Annotated in this window: 9 protein-coding genes; 7 read left to right on the top strand and 2 right to left on the bottom strand. The window is 74.6% G+C overall.

All coding sequences use genetic code 11. The features are described from left to right. On the bottom strand, nt 1–996 hold the full coding sequence (locus ACZ53K_RS22280; protein WP_468839253.1) for a helix-turn-helix transcriptional regulator: 996 nt from the start codon (nt 994–996) through the stop codon (nt 1–3). 103 nt (nt 997–1,099) lie between these two features. On the opposite strand from ACZ53K_RS22280, the gene ACZ53K_RS22275 reads away from it, so the two are divergent. Next, complete coding sequence (locus ACZ53K_RS22275) at nt 1,100–1,528, top strand: DUF3224 domain-containing protein (protein ID WP_468839251.1); 429 nt, start codon at nt 1,100–1,102, stop codon at nt 1,526–1,528. Here ACZ53K_RS22275 and ACZ53K_RS22270 read toward each other — a convergent pair. After that, nucleotides 1,513–6,072, bottom strand: coding sequence for an HAD-IC family P-type ATPase (locus ACZ53K_RS22270; protein WP_468839249.1), 4,560 nt, complete (start codon nt 6,070–6,072; stop codon nt 1,513–1,515). The two genes, ACZ53K_RS22275 and ACZ53K_RS22270, sit on opposite strands and share 16 nt — an antisense overlap. 238 nt (nt 6,073–6,310) lie before the next feature. Here ACZ53K_RS22270 and ACZ53K_RS22265 point away from each other — a divergent pair, with 238 nt between their 5' ends. From ACZ53K_RS22265 to ACZ53K_RS22240, 6 genes are all read left to right on the top strand, one after another. Next, nucleotides 6,311–6,997: a formylglycine-generating enzyme family protein gene (locus ACZ53K_RS22265; RefSeq protein ID WP_468839296.1), complete on the top strand. Its 687-nt coding sequence runs from the start codon at nt 6,311–6,313 to the stop codon at nt 6,995–6,997. A gap of 120 nt (nt 6,998–7,117) precedes the next feature. Next, nucleotides 7,118–8,365 (top strand): GNAT family N-acetyltransferase, encoded by a 1,248-nt coding sequence (locus tag ACZ53K_RS22260; protein WP_468839246.1) that lies wholly within the window; start codon nt 7,118–7,120, stop codon nt 8,363–8,365. A gap of 146 nt (nt 8,366–8,511) precedes the next feature. Next, nucleotides 8,512–9,126, top strand: a complete 615-nt coding sequence (locus ACZ53K_RS22255; RefSeq protein WP_468839243.1) for a hypothetical protein — start codon at nt 8,512–8,514, stop codon at nt 9,124–9,126. A gap of 304 nt (nt 9,127–9,430) precedes the next feature. Then, nucleotides 9,431–13,186, top strand: a complete 3,756-nt coding sequence (locus ACZ53K_RS22250; RefSeq protein ID WP_468839241.1) for an nSTAND1 domain-containing NTPase — start codon at nt 9,431–9,433, stop codon at nt 13,184–13,186. Nucleotides 13,187–13,324: 138 nt separating this feature from the next. Further along, entirely contained in the window at nt 13,325–16,963 is a 3,639-nt protein-coding gene (locus tag ACZ53K_RS22245; RefSeq protein WP_468839238.1) for a hypothetical protein, read from the top strand. Nucleotides 16,964–16,966: 3 nt separating this feature from the next. Then, the gene (locus tag ACZ53K_RS22240; protein WP_468839235.1) at nt 16,967–21,199 is read left to right on the top strand and encodes a hypothetical protein; all 4,233 of its coding nucleotides are present in this window, start codon (nt 16,967–16,969) and stop codon (nt 21,197–21,199) included. The last annotated feature ends 24 nt before the right edge of the window (nt 21,200–21,223 follow it).

Genomic DNA, 21,223 nt, shown 5'->3' with positions numbered 1-21,223 from the left:
TCATGTCGCCGCGTACCGTTCCGCCAGTTCGGACGCCGTGCGGGCGACGGCGGCGCGGAGGCCGGGTGGGCCCAGTACCTCGGCCTCCGTACCCAGCCGGAGAAGGTCGCCGACCGCGACGGCCGGGGTTTCGACCGGGAGGTCCACCCGTACCCAGCCGTCGTGGTCCGGTGGCCCGGCGTCGTTCAGGGCCTGGCTGCCGGCCGTGCCGAAGTGCATGGGCAGCAGCCGTTGCGCGTGCGGTGAGATCCGCAGTTGTGCTGTTTCGTGGTGCAGTCCGGCCTCCAGGCGCCGGGAGGACTCCGCCCAGCAGGCGGCCAGGTCGAAACCGGCCGGCCGCTCGAAAGGCGTGTCCGTCGCCTCGGCGCTCACCAGGCGCGAGATCCGGTACGTCCTGGTCGGCACGGGGCCGTCGCCCGGCGGGGTGTGGTCGGTCCAGGCCACCACGTACCAGATGCCGCCCTTCAGGACGAGGCCGAGCGGGCGCAGCTCCCGGTGCGCCGCGCTGCCGCTCCATGCCCGGTAGTGGACGCGCAGCGTCCGCTGCTCCCAGACGGCGCGTGCCACGGACGCCAGGTGGGGGACCGGGTCGGCATGCCGGAACCAGGCGGCGGCGTCCAGATGGAAGCGGTCCTGGAGGCGCCGGGCCCGGTCCGCCAGGCCGGGCGGCAGGGCGGCCTGGAGTTTCAGCTGGGCCGTCGCCAGCACCGCGCCCAGGCCCAGTTCCCGCGCGGCCCCCGGTACGCCGGCCAGGAACAGCGACTCCGCCTCGGCGTCGTTCAGCCCGGTCAGGCGGGTGCGGTAACCGTCCATCAGCGCATAGCCGCCGTCCGGGCCGCGTTCGGAGCGCACCGGGACGCCCGCCGCGCCCAGCGCTTCGACGTCCCGGTAGACCGTGCGCGGGGACACCTCCAGTTCGGCGGCCAGTTCGGCAGCGGTCATCCGGCCGCGGTTCTGGAGCAGCAGGAGGAGGGAGAGCAGACGGTCGGCACGCATGGGGTCATTGTCGCGCCGTACCTGACAGAAGGTGTCAGGTACGGCGGCCAGACTGCGATCACGCAGCGCGGACCGCACCGCGCCGCCGGACGAAAGGATCACCATGCCCGCACCGACCAGCGCCGAACGCACCCGCACCACCGGGCACTTCACTTACGCCAACTGGGAGGAACGCGCCCTCGGCGAGGACGGCACTGCCCCGCGCCTCGCCCACGCCGCCGTCACCAACGCCTTCTCCGGGGGCATCGAGGCCGCACACACGACCTGCGAGTACACCATCGTCTACGTCACGGAGAAGACCGGCACGTTCACCGGGATGGAGCTGCTGGAAGGCAGCGTCGACGGGCGCCGGGGCACCTTCGTCGCAGAGGAGCGCGGCTCGTTCGACGACCGGGGGCGTGTGCACTGCACCTTCGAGGTCGTACCGGGTTCGGCCACCGGGGAACTGGCCGGGCTGCGCGGCACCGGTGAGTTCACGGCCGAGCAGGGCAGCCCGTCCGTCCCGTACACCTTCGTTTACGACTTCGGCTGAGTCGGAGTCGGAGCGGGTGCGGGAGTTGATTCTGTCGGTCGTGAGAACGGAAGCCGCCGTACGACGGGGCCCAGCGCCACCCCCGCCAGCGTGGCCGTGGCGATCGCCCCCAGCGTGATGCCCCAGGCCACCGGGCCCATCGGGGCGCAGCCGAAGAACCGGCTGACGCCCGGTGTCTGGATGACCGCCGCCAGTACCGCGGCGGAGCCCACCCCCGCGAGCAGCACCTTGCGGTCGGGCCCGCCGGTGACCACCGTCTGCGCGAGCTGGGTGCCGACCACCGCGGCCAGCGCGACGGTGCCCGCGCGGCGACGCCGGCCGGTGAGCCGGGCCGCTCCCCAGGCCAGCGTCGCGCCGAGGGTCGTGGTCACGCCACGCAGCAGCAACTCCTGGGTGAGCGCGGCCCCCAGGGAGCGGTCGGGCCCTTCCTTCAGCAGGCGTTCGCCGCCGTCGCCGGGCGGCTCGCGGACCGCGATGGCCAGCGCCGGTGCCAGGTCGGTGAGCAGGTTGACCAGCATGATCTGCCGGGCGGTCAGCGGGGAGCGGCCGGTCAGGGCGGCGGCCAGCACGCTGAAGCCGATCTCGCCGAGGTTGCCGCCGATCAGGATGGACAGCGCGGCGCGGACCGAGGTCCACATCGCCCGGCCCTCCAGCAGCGCGGCGATGATCGTGTCCAGCCGGTCGTCGCTGACGACGAGGTCGGCGGCGGCGGTGGCCGCCGGGGTGCCCCGGCGGCCCAGCGCGATGCCGATGTCGGCGAGCCGGATGGCCGGGGCGTCGTTGGCGCCGTCGCCGGTCATCGCCACGACCCGGCCGATGCGCTGGTACGCCTGCACGATGCGGACCTTGTGGTGCGGGCTGCACCGGGCGATCACATCGACCCGGGGCAGCAGTTCGTCCAGCGCGTCGTCGTCCAGCTCGTCCAGGTCCGTCGCGTTGCACACGCGCTGGGAGGCGCCCTGGCTGATGGTCGAGGCGATCGCGTCGGCGGTGGCGGGGTGGTCGCCGGTGAGCATGACGATCTGCACCCCGGCCTCGCGCAGCCGTTCCGTGGCGGGCAGCGCCCCGGCCCGTACGGGATCGGACAGGGTGAGGAAGCCCAGGAGGACCAGCCCGTCCACGGCCTCGTCGGTGAGCTGTTCACCGCTGCTCAACGGACGTTCGGCCACCGCCAGGACCCGGCGGCCGGCGCCGGCCAGCTCCTCGGCGGCCGCGGTCAGGCGGGCGCGTTCCCGGTCACCGAGCGGTCGGGTGGCCGAGTCGCCGGTCCGCCGACGGTCGCAGCGGGCCAGCACGTTCTCGGGAGCGCCCTTCACGCTGAGCAGCCTGCCGCGCAACACCTGCCCGGCGGTGGCGTGGTAGGCGCGGGACGGCTCGAACGGCAGGTCGTCGGCGCGCCGCCAGCGGGGAGCGCCACCGCGTACGGTGACGTGCTGCCGCCGGGCCCCGGCCACCACCGCCCGGTCGGTGTGGTGGGACATCGGCTCGGGGGAGTGTGCCGACGGGGTGGCGCGCAGGGCCGCGGCCAGTACCGTCCGGCGGACGCCGTCCAGCCGGTCGGCGGGCAGCGCCCGTTCGCCGTCGCTGACCTCCGCCAGCTCCAGAGTGCCCTCGGTGAGGGTGCCGGTCTTGTCGAAGCACAGCACGTCGGCCCGGCCGAGCGCCTCGATCGTACGGGGGTTGCGGACCAGCGCCCCGTGTTCGGCGAGGCGGCGGGCGGCGGCCAGTTGGGCCGCGCTGACCAGGAACGGCAGGCCCTCGGGGACCGAGGCGACCGCCAGGTTCACCGCCGAGGCGAGCGTGTGGCGCAGGCGCCGGCCGTGCAGGAGGCCGGCCCCGGCGACGGCGGCGGCCGAGCCGAGGGCGATCGGCAGGCTCGCCTTGGTCAGCGAGGCCAGCCGCTTCTCCACACCAGCCTTGGGGGCCGCCTGCCGCGCGGTGGCCAGACTGCGCCCGACCTCCGTCGCCGCGCCCGTGGCGACGACCACGGCCGTGGCCCGGCCCGCGGCCACCGTCGTCCCCTCGTACAGCATCGAACGCCGCTCCGCGAGCTGCGCCGCCACCACCGGCGCCGGGTCCTTGGACACCGGCAGGGACTCCCCGGTCAGCGAGGACTCGTCCAGCTCCAGGCCCTCGGCGTCCAGGAGCCGGCAGTCGGCCGGCACCACGTCCTCGGTACCCAGCAGGACGATGTCCCCGGGGACCAGCTCACCGGCGGCGACCTGCCGTTCGTCGCCGTCCCGCCGTACCCGCGCGGTGATCGCGGAGCGCCGGAACAGCTCGGCCAGCGCCGCTTCCGTACGGACCCGCTGGACGCCGCCGACGAGCGCCGAGGTGCCGGTGATCGCGGCCACCAGCGCGGCATCGGTCCGCGAACCGACGGCCGCGGACAGCGCCGCGCCCGCCGCGAGCACCGGCGTGAGCGGGTTGGCCAGCTCCTCGACGAACGCGGCACCGAGACCGGTGCGCCGCGGACCGTCCGCCCGGCCGGCGGGCGAGCAGCGGGCCGCGGCCTCGCGGGACGCCAGCCCCTCCGGCGTCGCCGCCAGCCGCTCCAGCACCCGCGCGGCGGGCATCAGATGCCAGGGCGTGCTCTGCGCGGGCGGTACCGGCGGCCGGGCCAGCAACTGCCGGGCGCGCCAGGCACCGAGGCAGAAGGCGGCGGACCCGGCGGTGTGCCCGGCCGCCGCCGCGCGCCGGGTGGCGTGGAACGGGCGGGCCTGTACGGCGGCCACGGCCCCCACCCCGCTGCCGCCCGCCGCCAGCATCGCGCTCTCCCGGTCCACCTGCGCCGCCACGGCCACCGCGTCCACGATCAGCCCGGCCGCGTTCAGGTCGCCACCGACCAGCAGATGCGCGCCCCAGGCGGGTGCCTGCCCCTTGTGGTGCACCCCGATGCCGCAGTCGGACGTGCCCAGCGCGCGGCGGTTGCCGGAGACGAGCAGTACGACCGCGCCGTTGCCCTGGAGTTCCCGTACGGAGGCGACCAGCCGTTTACCGCCGGGCAGCACGGCGTCGGCGTATCCGCACTCCGGGTCCGGCCGGTCGGAGGCCAGGACGATCCGGGTCCCGGCGCGGCGCGCGGCCGACGCCACGGCCTGTGCGCCGGGGGCCGTCTGCGCGACCAGGCCCGCCACTGCCCGGAGCCGGCCGTGCTGCGCCAGGCCCAGCAGGTGGTCGCACTTCTTCCGCCGCAACCGCCGTACGGCGTCCTCTCCGGCGGCGTCCTGGCCGCTGTCTTCGGCGCCCGGGAGGTCCGCCAGCGGGCCGAGCGTCCAGCCGTCCGCGGCCCGCCGTGTCTCCAGCGGATCGTCGGCATCGAACAGGTCGAACAAGTGGCCGGTGGCGGTGTCCGGATCGGTGCCCGGCAGCAGCTCCAGGTCGGACAGGTCGTACCGGTCGGCGCGCAGCGCCGTCTCGTCCAGCACCACGCAGTTCACCTGCCCGAGCCGGCGCAGCACACCCCGGTCCATGGCCACCACGCCGCGCAGCGCCAGGGACCGTCCCAGGTTCGTCGCGAACCCCTCACGCCCGGCCTCCGGCGCCTTCGGCACACCGGCCAGCGCGACGGCCAGCCCTCGGCGCGGCCCGGTGAACGGCACGGCCGCCGCCCCGGCCGCCAGCCCCACGGCCGCCGACCGCTCGGCATAGCGGTCCACCGAGTCCTTCGGCGCCGGCAGCGGCCGCTCGACCACGATCGGTTCGGCGGCGGCGTCCTGCGGACCGCGCACCATCCGCGGCTCCACCGCTTCCCATGCCTTCCGGTACGCGTCGGCCTCCCGCCACTGGGCGACCCGCTGCACCACGTCCAGCACCAGCCCGCCGCCCCGCGTCGCCACTCCCTGCGCCAGCGCGCTGACCGCCGGCAGCAGCGACTCGGCCCGCTCCGGACCGGCCAGACCCCGCTCCGCCCACGCACGCAGCCGGGGATGGTGCTGGAAGAGCCCCGCCAGTGATCCGACCTCGGCGGGCAAGGGGGCCCATGGGGCGAGACGTGTCAGTGTGGCGATGCCCAGTCCGACCGCGTCGGCGGCCAGTCCCGTCATGGACTGGCGGGTCCGCGGCCCCTCGCACGGGTGGTGCGGCTCCTGGCACCACTCACCGTGCTCGTCGCAGCCGGGGTCCGCGCCGGTGTCCGTGCCCGTACCGGTGCCGGTACCTGTGCCCGTGCCGCCCGCTTCGGCCTTCGCCACCAGAGCGACCAGTTCCGCCTGGCGCGGCGCCTGCGGCCCCAGCGCGATCGCCACCCGCCCGGACGGCCCGTTCACCCGGGCCCACTCCACCCCCGGCTGCCGCTCCAGCGCCCGTTCCACCCGCCGCGCGACCCGCTCGCCGTCCGCCGTCTGCACCCCGTGCACCGCGATGTAGCAGCGCCCCGGCCGTGACCAGACGGCCCGGCCCGGCACTCCCGCCAGCTGCCAGGCCAGCTCCAAGGCTCCCCGGGCACCCGTCCGCACCCCTTCCACGACCGGGCCGGGCAGCGGCAGCGGCGGCTTGGGCACGCGCAGTCCCGACAGCCCGGGTACCCCTGACAACAGCGACATCGGAGGCCTCACCTCGAAGGTTCCCCGGCGGACCGCACAGGGGTTCCCGGATGGGTAACCCTCCCGCCGCCAACTACACCTGGCCTGTCCCCGTGTCGGCAGCATGACCGGAACCGGCGGTTCATGAAGATCACGTGACGGTTGTACGGCGCGGCCCGTACGCCCGTACGGATTCGCCGGAAGGGCGGTCCCGGCGCCGCCGCCGGACCGGTAGAAAGAGCCCGTGACGAGCCCAGGAATGACACCGCGCCAGATGACGGCCGCCCCTGAGCCCTTGACCGCGATACCGGCGGGGGAGGTCGTCCTCCGGGACGAGGCTGCGAAGACCAGCCGGCGGACCGAGGTCGCGGCCTTCCGGCTGGCGCCGTACCCGGTGACCCGCGAGCTGTACCTCGCCGTGCTGGGCGAGGCGCCCGAGAGCCCGGCGGGCCCCCGTACGCCAGTGACCGACGTCTCCTGGAAGGACGCCGTGCGCTTCTGCAACCGGCTCTCGCGGGCGTCGGGGCTCGACCCCTGCTATTCGACCGGCGAGGACCCCGACGCGCAGGACGTGACCTGCGACCGGTCGGCCGACGGTTACCGACTCCCGACCGAGGCGGAGTGGGAGTACGCCTGCCGGGCCGGTTCCCCCGATGTTCGCTACGGGGAATTGGACGCGATCGCCTGGTACCGGGAGAACTCCGGCGGCCGGGTGCACGACGTCGCGGCCAGGACGCCGAACGCCTGGGGCCTGTACGACATGATCGGCAATGTGTGGGAGTGGTGCTGGGACGTCTACGACCCCCGGGTCTACGGCCCGTACCGCACGTTCCGTGGCGGCGGGTGGCAGGACCCGCCGCGCGGCTGCCGCGCTTCCTGCCGCCGGAAGAGCCACCCGACCCTGCGCATAGACGATCTGGGGTTCCGGCTGGCCCGGTCGGGCTGAGAGCCTGTCTTTGAAGCGCGCCGGGGCGCCGCCTGCCGGGGCCGCGGCCGTGGCCGGTACCCGAGGTACCGGCCCGGAAATCCGATAGTGCGACCGCCCGGCGTCCGCTAGACAGACGTGGTGACCGCTTCGTACGCACTCCGTCCCGTCACCGACGACGAGTTCGGCGACTGGGCCAGGATGATCGCCGACACCTACGGCGCCGACCGCTCCGACGAGGAGATCGCCGCCCAGCGCGCCGCCACCGAGCTGGACCGCACCCTCGCCGCGTTCGACGGAACGACGCCCGTGGGCGGCGCGTCCGTCTACCACCGGCTGCTGACGGTTCCCGGAGCCGTCCTGCCGACGGCGGGCATCGCCTCGGTCGGCGTGGCTCCCACCCACCGGCGCCGCGGCATCCTCACCGCGATGATGCGGCGCCAGCTGACCGGCCTGCACCAGCAGGGCGCCGAGCCGATCGCCGTACTGCGCCCCCTGGAGGCCGCGATTTACGGGCGCTACGGCTACGGCCCGGCCACGCAGGGCATCCACATGCGCTGCCACAAGGCAAGCATGGTCTTCCGCCCCGGCACCGACTTCGGCGACGGCACGGTCCGGCTCCTCAGCCGTTCCGAAGCCCTTCCGCTGCTGGCGGAGATCTACGACCAGGTCCGGCAGGCCACGGTCGGCTGGCCCGACCGGACCGCCGCCCACTGGCGGGTCCGCCTCTTCGACGCGCCGTCCGCCCGCCCGGGCGCCACCGCGCTGCGCTTCGCCGTCCACCAGGAAGCCGACGGCCGCACCAGCGGCTACGCCCTGTACCGGCACCACAGCGCCCAGGACGCCTGCAACGACGACAGCGCCGTACGGGTCGCGGAACTCGCCGCGGTCTCGCGGCAGGCGTACGCCGCCCTCTGGCGCTACCTCGCGGGCATCGACCTGGTGCAGTGGATCGGGTACGAAGGCGCGGTGGACGAATCGCTTCCGCACCTGCTGACGGACGGCCGGGCCACCCGCCCGGCCGTCGTGGACCGGCTGTGGGTGCGGCTGGTCGACGTGGACCGGGCCCTGGCCGGCCGCCGCTACGCCGTCCCCGTCGACCTCGTCCTGGACGTCGAGGACACCTTCTGCCCCTGGAACATCGGCCGCCACCGCCTGCAGGCCGACGGTGACTCGGTCACCTGCGAGCGTACGGACGCCCCGGCCGACCTGCGGATGACCTCCGCCGAACTGGGCGCGGCCTTCCTCGGGGGCACCACCCTGGCGTCCCGCGCGGCCGCGGGCCTGGTCGAGGAGGTGCGGCCGGGCGCGCTGGCCCGCGCGAGTCTCGCGTTCCGGGGGGAGCGGGAGCCGTTCTACCCCGGCGGCTGGGCGTTCCCGCTGTACTGACGCCTCTGCCCACGCCCACACGGCCGCCCGCCGGTATCCGTACCCCCTTCCTCCGCTTCGCCCCGCGCGTCCTAAGATCGGTCGGTCCGGAAACACCGCGCGGGCCGGCGCAGGCCCGCGCGCAACGGGGAATCGGTGGAAGAGCAGTGCAGCGCGACAAGTGGATACGTACGGCGGCGATGGTGGCTCTCATGGTCTCGGCGGCCAGCGCCTGCGGATCGTCGGAGGACCCGGCGCTCACCAAGGGCACACCGGTCCCGAGCCCGACGGCGCCGCCGCCCGGGAAGGCCTCCCCGCAGCACCCGGCACCCGGCAAGGACGCGCCGGTGCTGGATCAGATCAAGTACGACCTGGAGAGCCGGGTGCTCCAGATGGGCGGCGCGGTCCCCAAGCCGACCAGTAGCACCTGTGACACCCGAGAGGTCGGTGACAAGCCCCAGACCTTCACCTGCACGGTGAAGTACATGGGAGTCGACGTGCCCTTCCGCGTCGAGACCAAGGGCGGCTACATCCTGATGCAGTACACGGCCACACCGACCAAGGGCGGCGTGCTGACCGCCGAGGGCATGCGGGCCCGGGCGTGGAAGCAGTACGGGATGTACGGGGGCAAGGCGGCCAGTTCGCTGCGCTGCGACAAGGCCCCCGAGGTCCAGCTCGTACCGATCGACAAGCCCAGCGGCTTCCGCTGCTACGTCGGCCAGGGCGGCCTGAAGGGCTCCTACGACGCGGTCGTCACGGCCAACGGGATGCGGCTGACGTGAGCCGGGCGGGCGGTGCCGCGCCCGGCCCGCCGGGGTGCCCGGAGGTGCCGGGCACCCTACCCCCGTAAAGGTGCCCGTCCACCCACCGGCCGCACAGTGGTGCGATCGTGCGCCGTCCCTGTCCGGTCCGAGACGCGGGCATGGCGGGACGGCGCGTGTACTGCCCACTTCACCGCACGGGCGATTGATTGGCAGCCCGTTTCCGTGCACGTAATCAATGGCGCGCACGGCCGGAACCGTCCTTGTGGCACCCCGCCGGGCTTCGTACCGTGGCGGTTTGCCGGTCGGTTCGGCGGAGGGCCGCATGGGGCGTCGCGAAAAGCCTGTGGATCCCGGTGCGGGCCCGGTACAGCGGTTCGCTTACGCGCTGCGCAAGCTGCGTCTGGAGGCGGGCAGTCCGACCTACCGGGTCATGGCGGAACGGGTGACCTACTCGGCCGCCGTACTGTCCCAGGCGGCGGCGGGGGAGAAGCTGCCGTCCCTCCCGGTCACCCTGGCGTACGTGGCGGCGTGCGGCGGGGACGCCGAGCAGTGGCGGCGGCGCTGGCACGAGACCGTACGGGAGGACGCGGCCCGCGCCCTCGCACCGGACGCGGACGGAGCCGTTCCGCCCTACCGCGGCCTGGCCCGCTTCGAACCGGGCGACCACGCGCGGTACTTCGGCCGCCGCCGGCTCACCGACGACCTGGTACGGCGGGTGCGCGAGCGCCGGGTCGTCGCGGTGTTCGGCCCGTCCGGCAGCGGAAAGTCCTCCCTGCTGCGCGCCGGGCTCATCGCCCGCCTCCGGCAGCCCGCCGCCGAACCGTCCCCCGGCCTTCCCCGGCCCGCCGCGATCCGCGTCCTCACCCCCGGCGCCCACCCCGCGCGCGACGCCGGGCGGCTGTTCACCCCCGCCGCGGCGCCGGGGGACACCTGGCTGGTGGTGGACCAGTTCGAGGAGATCTTCACGCTCTGCGCCGACCCCGACGAACGGAACGCCTTCATCGGCCGGATCGTGGCGGCCCACGACCCCGCCGCCCGGCTGCGGGTGGTGCTGGGCGTACGGGCGGACTTCTACGGGAGGTGCCTGGCCCACCGGGAACTGGCCGGTGTGATCCAGGAGGCGAGCCTGCCCATCGGGCCGATGTCACCGCAGGAACTGCGGGAGGCGATCGTCAAGCCCGCGGCCGCCGAGGGACTGATCGTCGAACGCGCCCTGACCGCCCGCCTCATCGAGGAGATGGCCGACGAGCCCGGCAGCCTGCCCCTGCTCTCGCACGTCCTGCTGGAGACCTGGCGCCGCCGCCGCGGCCGCACCCTGACCCTCCAGGCGTACGAGTCGGCGGGCGGCGTCCACGGCGCGGTCGCCCAGACCGCCGAACACCTCTACGCCCGGCTCACGCCGCGGCAGGCCGGGACGGCCCGCCGGATGCTGCTGCGCCTGATCACACCGGGCGAGGGAACCCCGGACACCCGCCGTCCCGCCGCCCGGGACGAGCTGGACGCCGGCGACCCGGCCGCGGCCCAGGTGGTCGAGCAACTGGCCCTGGCCCGGCTGATCACGGTGGACCAGGACACCGTGGACCTGGCACACGAAGCGCTGATCACCTCCTGGCCCCGGCTGCGCGGCTGGATCGAGGAGGACCGCGGCCGCCTGATCGTGCACCGCCGGCTGACCGAGGCGGCCGGGCTGTGGGACGAACTCGACCGCGACCCCGGGGCGTTGTACCGGGGCACCCGCCTGGACGTGGCCGAGGAGACGTTCGACCAGGCAGCACCGGCCGCCGCGGCGCCCGGCCCCGCGCCCGCCGCCACACCCGACGAACTCACCCCACTGGAACGCGCCTTCCTCACCGCCAGCTCCGTGGCATGCGACCGCGAGCAGCGCGCGACCGCCCGCACCACCCGGCGCCTGCGCCAGTTCGCCACCACCCTGTCCGTCCTCCTCGTCCTCGCCCTGACCGCTGGGCTGCTCGCCTGGGACCAGTTCCGCACCAGCGAACAGCAGCGCGACGCGGCGCTCGCCGCCCAGCGGATCTCCCTGTCCCGCCAGCTCGCCGCCCAGTCGTCCGCCCTCATCGAGGACCGGCCGGACCTGGCCTCCCTCCTCGCGGTGCACGCGTACCGGACCGCCCGTACCCCGGAGGCAGTCGCCGGCCTGTTCACCGCCGCGGACGTGCCGCTGCGGCGCCGGCTCGACGCGCACGCCGGCGGGGTGCGGGCGGTCGCGTTCGGCCCGGACGGCCGCACCCTCGCCACCAGCGGCGGACGCGACAACGCCGTACGCCTGTGGAACGTGGCCACCGGCACGGCCCGCGCCACCCTCGCCGGGCCCGCCGGACCCCTCGTCGCGCTGGCCTTCGGCGCCGGCGGACGCACGCTGGCCGGCAGCACCCGCGACGGCAGCTGGCGGGTGTGGGACGTGGCCACCGGCCGCACCCGCGCGACGTTCACCGGGCACGGCGGCCCGGTGGCGACCACGGCGTTCAGCCGGGACGGGCGGATCCTGGCCACCGGCGGCACCGACGGCACGGTACGCCTGTGGAACGCCGCCACCGGCGCGCTCTCCGCGACGCTCCGCGGTCACACCAAGGAGGTCGTCTCGGTGGCCTTCGCCCCCGACGGCCGTTCGGTGGCCACCGGCAGTCTCGACGGGACCGTCCGCCTGTGGGACGTGGCCACCGGCACCGCCGGGGCCCGGCTCGTCTGGCCCGCGGGCAGCAACAGAGCGGTGGCGTTCGGCCCGGACGGGCGCACCCTGGCCGTCTACGGGAAGAACGACGCCGCGGTCCGGCTGTGGGACGTGACCGCGGGCAAGGCCCGCTCCACCCTCGCCGGACCCGCCGGATACGTGATCACGATGGCCTTCGCCCCCTCCGGCCGCATCCTGGGCGGCGGCAGCGACGACGGCATCGTACGGCTGTGGGACGTGGCCACCGGCGCGATGCTCGGGACCCTGCCCGGACACGCCCGCCGCGTCAGCTCGGTGGCATTCAGCCCGGACGGGCACACGATGGCCAGTGGCAGCGACGACGGTACGGTCCGGCTGTGGAACACCGCCCTCGGCGACGTGCTCACCACGCTGAAAGGCCACGCCGGGCCGGTGGGCACGGTGGCGTTCGGCCGGGGCGGCCGCACCCTGGCCAGCGGCGGCGACGACGGCACCGTACGCGTCTGGGACCTGGCCACCCGCGGCAGCCGGACCCTTGGCGCCGGACCCGCCGACGGCGGCCGGCGCGACCGCGTGCGCGCGCTGGCCTTCGGCCCCGACGGCCGTACCCTCGCCGCCACCGGCAGACGCGGCGGCCTGCGGATCTGGGACGTGGCCACCGGCGAACTCCGCGCCACCCTGCCGCGGTTCAAGGGCGAGGCGGTGGCCTTCAGTCCGGACGGCCGGACCCTGGCCGGTACCAGCGGGAGCGGAGCGCTGCGGCTGTGGGACACCGTCACCCGTAAGACCCGCACCCTCGCCACCTCCCGTACCGACCGGACCACCTCGGTCGCCTTCAGCCGGGACGGCCGGACCCTGGCGAGCGGCAGTCTGCACGGCCCCATACGGCTCTGGGACGTGGCGACGGGCCGGGTCCGCACCGTCCTGACCGGCCCCCGCGGCGACGCCGGGGCGGTCGCATTCAGCCCGGACGGCCACACCCTGGCCGGTGGCGGCGCCGACGGGTCGGTACGGCTGTGGGACGTGGCCACCGGCACGGTCCGCACCACCATCACCGGGCACACCATCGGCACCCTGGGCGCGGTGGCCTTCACCCCCGACGGCCGGACGCTGGCCGCCAGTGGACGCGACACCGGATCCGTACGGCTGTGGGACGTCGCCACCGGGCAGTCCCGCGCCACCTACACGGGACAGACCGGCCTCGTGCGGTCGGTGGCGTTCAGCCCGGACGGCCGCAACCTGGCCAGCGGCAGCTCCGACGGAGCGGTACGCCTGCGGGAGGTGAGCCTGCCCGGCCCCGCCGAGTCGGCCAAGCGGATCTGCCGCGCCGTCAACCGCGAACTCACCCCCGCCGAGCACGCCAGATATCTGCCGGACGAGGCGCCGGGCAAAGCCTGCGGGAGCTTCTAGGAGACAACCCCGAACAAACTTACCCCTGTTGGAGTGCTGCATACCGTCTGGTGCGGGGGCGCCGTTGGAGATAGGAGGTAGGCGGGGCTGCGCGTGCGGAGGGGAGAGCCCAGCCGACGCGCGGGACGAGGGGGCGTCATGAGCACTCCGGCACCGCTGCGGCTGCTGCGCGGGACCGACCTGCTGGACCTGTCGTTCGGCTTCGCCGGGCTGACGGTCGAAGGCACCGGCGGGGACCGGCGGCTGGTCCGCGCCGACGCGCAGGCGGACGGCTGGATCGCCGTCACCTTCGGACCGCAGCACACGGTGGAGCAGGCCTTCAGCGACGAAGTGCCGGGGGAACCCCGTGACCTGCCCGTGGGCTCCATGATCAGCGGCCGGAGCGTTCTCGTCTTCGAGGTCGGCCCGCGGGACGCGGTGCCGTTCACCGAGGACGGGCTGCTCGACGCCATGCGCAGGCTCCCGCTGCGGGTCGTGGACGCCGCACGCGAACCGGCCCCGGCGCCCGCGGCCCTGACACTCCGCCCGCCGCCCCCGGCGCGGGACGGCCTGGACGCCGCGGCCCGCGCCATGCACCTGGTACGGCTGCTGCGCACGACATCCGAACTCACCGCCCGCCACGGCCAGGAGACCTCGCGCGCCCTCGCGGAAGCGGCGGGTGCGGTGGCCGAGGGAACGGGATTCCGGGCGCCTGCCGTGGCGGCCGGGCCACAGGACCCGCTCGCCGACCCGGCCCGCCCCCGTACCGGCATCGAACTGCCCTACCGGCTGTATCTGTCACCCTCCCAGAAGGGGAAGTGGATCCACCGGGGCAGCATCCCGGCGCCCGGGCCCGGCGCCCGCGTCGCACTGTGGCACACCCGGCTCGACGCCGGGACGGTCCGCGCGGTCTGGAACCGGGAACGCGGCGGCGACCCCGGCGCGCCGTACGCCTTCCGGCAGGCGCTGGACCCGGACGACCGGCGGGTCATCGTCGACCTCACCACCGGCGCCGGCCTGCTCAGGCCCGACGGCACGCCGTACGTTCCGCAACCCGTCGCCGTACGGCTGCTGATGCTCTCGACGGCCGGCGGCTGGCTGGACGGCCTCGGCACCTGGCCGGAGCGGCCGCGCGGCGTCTCGCTCTCCGAATGGCGCCACCGCGCCGCCATGGGCCGCGATCACTACGTCCGGGTGATGCGGGAGGGGTTCCTGTGCCCCTTCGGGCACAAGGCGGTGTATGTCCGCGTCACCGAGCGGAAGTTCGACGACTTGCGGGGCGCCTATCTGATCCAGCGCGAATTCGTCGTGGTGCGGCAGCCGCTGAAGACGTACGACCCGAAGACCGCGCTGCCCGCCGGCCCGGAACCCACGAGCGACCTGGCGAACGTGCTGTTCCCCTTCACCAGCGTGCGCCTCGACACCGTGGAGACACCGAACCTCGTACCGCCCGCCGACCGGCGCAAATTCTTCCCCGCGACCCCCGCCGAGCAGCCGTTCCACTTCAAGGTCACCGCGGTCGACCACGGCGGGAACACGGTGGAGTTCCGTACGCCGCTGCTCTTCCTCGACGAGACCCTGGCCACGGGCGCCGGCCTGGCCGCGGCCGTCGCCGAGTACAACGCGCTGGACCGCGACCCGCCGACCGCCGCGGCCGCCGTCGCGGCGGTGGAGCACCCGCCGGAGGCCAGCGCCGACCTCCTCGGCCAGTCGGTGGCGCTCGCGCCCGGCCTCCGGCCCGACGACACCCGGCTCGACGTGACCCGGATGGTGTGGGGCATGGCCGCGCCGCCCGCCCTGGCCGACCCCGCGCCGGGCGATCCGGCCGTGTCGAAGAACGCCCAGTTCCTGCCGCAACTGCGCTGGGCGCAGGCCGCCGTTCCCGCCGTCGGCCGGCTGAGCGGCACGGACGCCACCGTGCCCGTAGCCTATGCGCGGCGGTACGCCCTGTCCGGCTTCGACACCGTCGGCGGCCCGGTGCGCAAGGCCAACGCGGGACAGGTCTTCCTGAGCCTGCTCACCCCGGCCGGCCAGCCGCTGCGGATGGACTTCGACCGGCAGCGCGACCGGTCCGGCGGCCTCGCCGCGCCCAGCATGATCGTCTCCGGCCTGTCCCGGCTGACCGGCCCGGTCTCCGGCGTCCCGCCGGTCGGCGGGCAGGACCCGCTCGCCCTCATCGCCGACGGGACCTTCCGGCCGGAGGAGTTCTTCCGCCCGCTGGACGTCCTCGACGCGGTCGGCCCGAGCTTGCTGGGCGTGGTCCCGCTGGCCGAGGTGATCAAGGGCGTGGACGGGCTGGGCAAGGCGCTGAAGGTGCCGAACTTCTTCACCGAGACCGTCAGCGCGGTCACCGGCTTCCTCTCCGACCTCGGCCGCGCCCGGCAGCTGCTCGCCCATGAACTCGACCGCTACCCGCCCGCCGCCCGCCAGGTCGCCGACACGGCGGAGAAGTTCGCCACCGTCGTCGGCGACTTCGTCGCCCAGGGGCTCGCCGGCCGCACCGGCCCGATCACCATGCGGGAGGTCGACGACGCCTTCAACGCCTTCGCCGCCGCACTGACCAGCCTGCTGAACACCCTGCCCGCCGGGGCCGATCCGGGCGTACGGACCCTGCTGACCCGCGTCCAGCAGCAGATCGCGACCTGGACCAGGGCCGCCGGAGAGGTCATCGCGCTGCGCGACGCCGTACAGCAGGCCGCCCGCGGCTTCCGGCTGCCGGAGACCCTCAACGCGCGCCTGGAGTGGAACCCGGACATCCAGCCCGTCCTCCTGGACGGCTCGCCGGTCTTCCTGCCGGACGCCGGCGGGCGGCTGTCCCTCGTCGTCGACCTGCGGGGCTCCCTGCGCCGGGACCTCAGCGTCGGCGCCGACATCAGCTGCAGCCTGGAGAACTTCTCCCTGATCCTGGTACCGAAGTTCAACGCCCTGCGGCTGAGCTTCGCCCATGTCCGCTTCGTCGCGCGCGCCGGACGCAAACCCGACATCGACGTCGTCCTCAAGAGCGTCGACTTCATCGGCCCGCTCTCCTTCGTCCAGACGCTGCGCAAGCTCATCCCGGTGGACGGCTTCAGCGACCCGCCCGGCATCCAGGTCACGCCCTCCGGCATCGTCGCCCGGTACGGGCTGCCGCTGCCGAACCTGGCCATCGGCGTGTTCAGCCTGGAGAACCTGCGGCTGGACGCCTACCTCGACCTGCCCTTCATCGGCAGGTCACTGGAGATCGGCTTCTCCTTCTGCAGCCGGCAGGCCCCCTTCCGGCTCACCGTCTCCCTGCTCGGCGGCGGCGGCTTCTTCGGCATCGTGCTGACGCCCCAGCGGGTGGCCGTCCTGGAGGCGGGCCTCGAATTCGGTGCCGCCGTCTCCCTCAACTTCGGGGTGGCCAGCGGCAGTCTGTCCGTCATGGCGGGAATCTACTTCCGGCTGGAACTGCAGACCGGCGAATCCCGGCTGACCGGTTACTTCCGGGCCCGCGGCGAGGTCGACGTCCTCGGCATCGTCTCCGCCTCCATCGAAATCTACCTCGACCTCACCTTCGAGACCGCGACCGGCACCGTCTACGGGCGGGCCAGAATCTCCGTCAGCGTGCACATCGGCTTCTGGTCGCAGTCGGTCACCATCGAGTGCGAGAAGCGCTTCGTGGGCGGCGGCCCCGCCCCTGCCCGGCTCGCGGGAGCCGTCGAGGAGCCGCCCCGGCCGCCCACCTTCGCCGAAATGATGGCGCCCTACACCGACCCGGTCACCGGCGCCCGGCACGACCCCGTCACCGAGTACTGCACCGCCTTCGCGGAAGTGAGCTGAACCATGCCCGAGACGATCCGGTGGACCGTACTGCCCGACGGCCCGGGCGCCGACGGCACGCTCCGGCTGACGGTGCTGGTCAGCCCCCGCCTCACCGGCGGCACCCGCCTCGACGCCTTCCGCCGCTTCCGGGACTGGCCGGAGACCCTGCGCACGTACGCGCCCGCGCTGCACATCGAGTTCCTGGCGCCCGGCGCCACCGGGCCGGGCGTGCTCGTCCCCACCACGGCCCAGACCGGACGCTTCCCGCCGGCCGACAGCACGCTGTGGGGTGGACTGTTCAAGCCCGACACGGTAGTCCACGCGCCCACCGGCGCCTTCGCGGCCGCCGCCGCACAGCTCCCCGTTCTGCGTTCGTTCCCCGCCGGGGCGGTGCACGACCAGGTCACGGCGCTGTACGAGGCAGCGGTGAGCGCGACGGCAGGCCGCCGGGCGAACCCGCCGACGGGCGGCGGTGAACCGAACCTCGCGTCGGCGCGCCCCTTGGCGACACCGGGACCGGCCGCCGACTGGAACCACCCCGAGGGCCACGACCTCACCGACGTACTGACCAGCACCATCCGGGCCTTCGCCGGCCAGGTCGGCACCGGTTACCCGCGGCTCGACGACCTGATCGACGCCGCGCGCGCCGGACGGCAGGGCGCCACCGCGGACCCGAACCCCTACCGCCCCCGGCACATCGACCGCGCCGCGCGCGACTACACGAAGGACGGCGCGCTGCTCGGCCTCGCCGAGATGTACCGGTTCTACGACAGGACCCCACGCCCGCCGGCCTCCGCGGCCGTACCGTCCCCGGCTGCACCCGAAGCCGAACCGCCCCCGGAGAAGCCGGACCTCGACTTCCACACCGCATGCGCCCTCCTCGCCGATTACCCCGAACTCCTGCGCCGCTTCGGCCTCGCCCTCGACCTGCTCGTCACACCCCCGGCCGGGCTCGCCGACCGGTGGCAGGCCCGCGTGACCTTCACGGCCGCACAGGAACACCTGAACACCGACGCCACCCTGCGTCCCTGGACGGCACTGCGCCACGTCCCCGGCCGGCGCTTCGAGCCGCACGCCGCCGACGACGGCTTCCACGGCCACCGCATGCTCAAGCTGGGCGCCGACACCGTGCACACCACCGACCTGGACCTGGACGGCGCGGCGATGAAGTTCGTCGAGTTCTCCCGCGTCATCGACCAGTACCTCAGCGGTACGGGCGAACCGGGCACGGCCGTCGCCCCGGACCCCACCGCCGTACCGGCCCTGCACGGCGCCGGCCTCACCGTCGTCCACGACGACCGCGACCGGGCCCTCGCCGACCAGATGGAGGCCGACGCACGGCACACGGCGGGCGTCGGCCCCGACGGACAGCCCGTCGCCGCCGCGGTCCTGGACGCCGCACACCTCGTACGCGGCCTGCGGATCGACGTCGGCGTGGCGGACGGGCGCACCGGGCGCGTCACCGCCTGGCACCCCTTGTGCGCGCGGACGGGGGAGTACGCGATCAGGCGGCCGGGCGCCCCGGCCGTCCCCCTCACCGCCGCGCCCGACGAAGGACACGTCAAGGCGACCGCCGTCACCCGCGACCGCACCGCCGACCACCAGCTCTACGTCCACCAGGCGCTGTTCGGCTGGCACGGCTGGAGCCTGGCCGCACCGCCGCCCGGCCGGACCCTCGGCGCCGACAACCGGCCGCGGGTACCCGCCCCGGAGATCTCCGACCGCTTCCCGCTCGCCGCCACCTTCCGGCCCACCCCCGGCACGCTGCCCGCCCTGCGCTACGGCCGTACGTACCGGATGCGCGCCCGCCTGGTCGACCTCGCGGGCAACAGCCTCGGCCCCGGAGCACCTGCCGTGGAGGGCACCGCCACCGAACCCGTCACCTACGCCCGCTGGGAACCCGTACCACCGCCCGTGATCGTGCCCCGGTGGCCGTTCCTGGAAGGCGAGTCGGAACCGCACCTGGTCATCCGCAGCACCGTCGACGCGTCCGGACGCCCGCTGTCCCCCGGGGAATGGGCCGACCTCCGCAACCCGCAGGTCCCCGACCACGGGAAGAACTCACCCGCCGACGGCCTCGACCGCCGCTACCGCGCCTACGACGAACGGCACATCGGCCCGCCCAAGACCTCGCTCCAGATGGCCGAGCAGCACGGTGTGTACGACGCCGCCTTCGGACCCGGCAAACCGGAAGCGCTGCGCCGCCAGTACTTCGCCGCGGCGTCCCGCGAAGCGGGCAGCTACCTCGACACGGTGGTCAGCCTCCCCGAGGACCCGCGCATCACCCGCGACCTGAAGGCCGCCGGAGAGATCCACGTCGCCAAGCACAGCCCGCACGACACCTCGCCCCTGACCGAACTGCCCGTGGCACGCGGCGACGGCCTGCACACGGGCGAGTACGTCGTCCACGACGCCGAACGGCTCCCGCTGCCGTACCTGCCCGACGTCCCGGCGCGTGGCATCGCGCTGCGCGGACTGCCGGGCACGGGCACACAGCCCCACCGCACCTACGACTTCACCGGAACCTGGCCCCAGGCCAGGCCGCTGCGCCTGCGCATCGTGGAGGGAGACCGCCCGCCGGACCCGCCGATCGGCGGTGTCCTGACCGTGTACGTACCGAAGGCGGAAGTCGTGACCGTCCGCATGAGCTGCCGCATCGCGGAGGAGGACCTCCCGCTCTTCCGCGTCTGGCGGCTGCTGACCGCCTCGCCCCTGTGGAACGACCCGCTGCGCCTGACCCCGGAGCAGCGGCGGGAACTCACGGCGGCGTCGGCGGCCGGGGAGAACTGGATGATCACCCCGTGGACCGACATCACCCTCGTGCACGCCGTCGAGAAGCCGCTGGCCCCGCCGGCCCTGGCGGACCTGCGATTCCGGCGGACGGCGGGGGAGACCTCCGCCCTCGTCACCGGCACCCTGTCCCTGCACGCCGCGAGCACCGGCCGGATCGACCTCGACGCGACCTGGGAGGAGTGGCTCGACGACGTCAAGGAAGCCGCGCCGCGCCGCGTCACCGGCTACGACCACGTGGGCGACCTCACCACGAGCCCCCGCAGGGACACCTTCACCTTCGGCGACGTACGGCACGAGTTCCGCGACACCCGGCACCGCAACGTCACCTACACCCCGACCGCGACCACCCGCTTCCGTGAGTACTTCCACCCGGCGATCACCGACCGGCCCGAACTGATCACCAGCCGGGGCGCCGCCTCCCCGGGCCCCGCCGGACGCGGCTGGCCGGTCCCGGCCACCCGCCGCCCCGAGCCGCCCGAAGTGAGCCACACCGTCCCCACCTTCACCTGGGAACGCACGGTGGACACCGACGCGCGCCGGGTGACCAGGACCCGCCGGACCGCGGGGGTACGCGTCCACCTCCGCCGCCCCTGGTTCACCTCTGGGGACGACGAACTCCTCGCCATCGTCCTCGACCCGGGCAGCAGGCTCCCCGCCGAACTCGTCACCCGCTGCGGCATCGACCCCGTCTGGGCGGACGACTCCGTCCTGCCGCGCCTGCGCCCCGCCAACTTCCCGAACGCCGCGGCCACCGCCACCGACCGGCTGCTCGCCGAGACCGTCGGCGGCACGCCCGCCGCGGTCACGGTCGCCGCGTACGCGCCGGAGTACGACGAGCAACTGGGGCTCTGGGCCTGCGACATCGACGTGGACCTCGGCGACCTCGCCGACAGTCCCGCCTACTTCCCCTACCTGCGGCCCGCGTTCGCCCGCTACCAGCCGTACGCCGTCGACCCCCTCCACCTGTCGAAGGTCGTCACCGGGGAGTTCGTCCAGCTGATGCCCGGGCGCACGGTCACCGCCGCGATGACGGCCGACGGCCGGATCAGCGTCGAACTGAGCGGCCCGGCCGCCGCCAACGACACCGGCGAGTTCGCCGGTCCGGGACGCGCGGGCATGGCGGCGAGCCGCCGCGTCACCGTCACCGTGCAGCAGCGGGCCCGCTCCGGGAACGACCTGGACTGGACGGCGACCGACGTCACGGCCGAACTGACCTGCACCCCCGTCGGCACCGGCTTCGTCTGGACCGGTGAACTGACCCCGCCGCCCGGCCGGTTCCCGTCCCCCAGCCTCCACCGCCTCCTCGTCGAGGAGTCCGAGACCTACTTCACCGACCGCACGACGGCCACCGGCACCCTCACCGCCGACGGCGTCACCCGCCCGGTGGCCCGGCGGCTCGTCCACGCGGACTTCTTCGGGCTGACGACGACGGTGTTCGGGCGGGTCGTGCTGGAGTTGTAGGGGCCCGTCGCCCGCCCCTTGCCC

This window comes from Streptomyces sp. NPDC033221 (assembly GCF_055577005.1).
The sequence above is the reverse complement of the archived record's forward strand: the minus strand, read 5'-3'. Positions and strand labels throughout refer to the sequence as shown.

Bases quoted from the DNA above. Each gene is read 5' to 3' on its own strand.
- ACZ53K_RS22280 (WP_468839253.1), bottom strand. From the start codon at position 996: ATGCGTGCCGACCGTCTGCTCTCCCTCCTCCTGCTGCTCCAGAACCGC.
- ACZ53K_RS22275 (WP_468839251.1), top strand. From the start codon at position 1,100: ATGCCCGCACCGACCAGCGCCGAACGCACCCGCACCACCGGGCACTTC.
- ACZ53K_RS22270 (WP_468839249.1), bottom strand. From the start codon at position 6,072: ATGTCGCTGTTGTCAGGGGTACCCGGGCTGTCGGGACTGCGCGTGCCC.
- ACZ53K_RS22265 (WP_468839296.1), top strand. From the start codon at position 6,311: ATGACACCGCGCCAGATGACGGCCGCCCCTGAGCCCTTGACCGCGATA.
- ACZ53K_RS22250 (WP_468839241.1), top strand. From the start codon at position 9,431: ATGGGGCGTCGCGAAAAGCCTGTGGATCCCGGTGCGGGCCCGGTACAG.
- ACZ53K_RS22245 (WP_468839238.1), top strand. From the start codon at position 13,325: ATGAGCACTCCGGCACCGCTGCGGCTGCTGCGCGGGACCGACCTGCTG.
- ACZ53K_RS22240 (WP_468839235.1), top strand. From the start codon at position 16,967: ATGCCCGAGACGATCCGGTGGACCGTACTGCCCGACGGCCCGGGCGCC.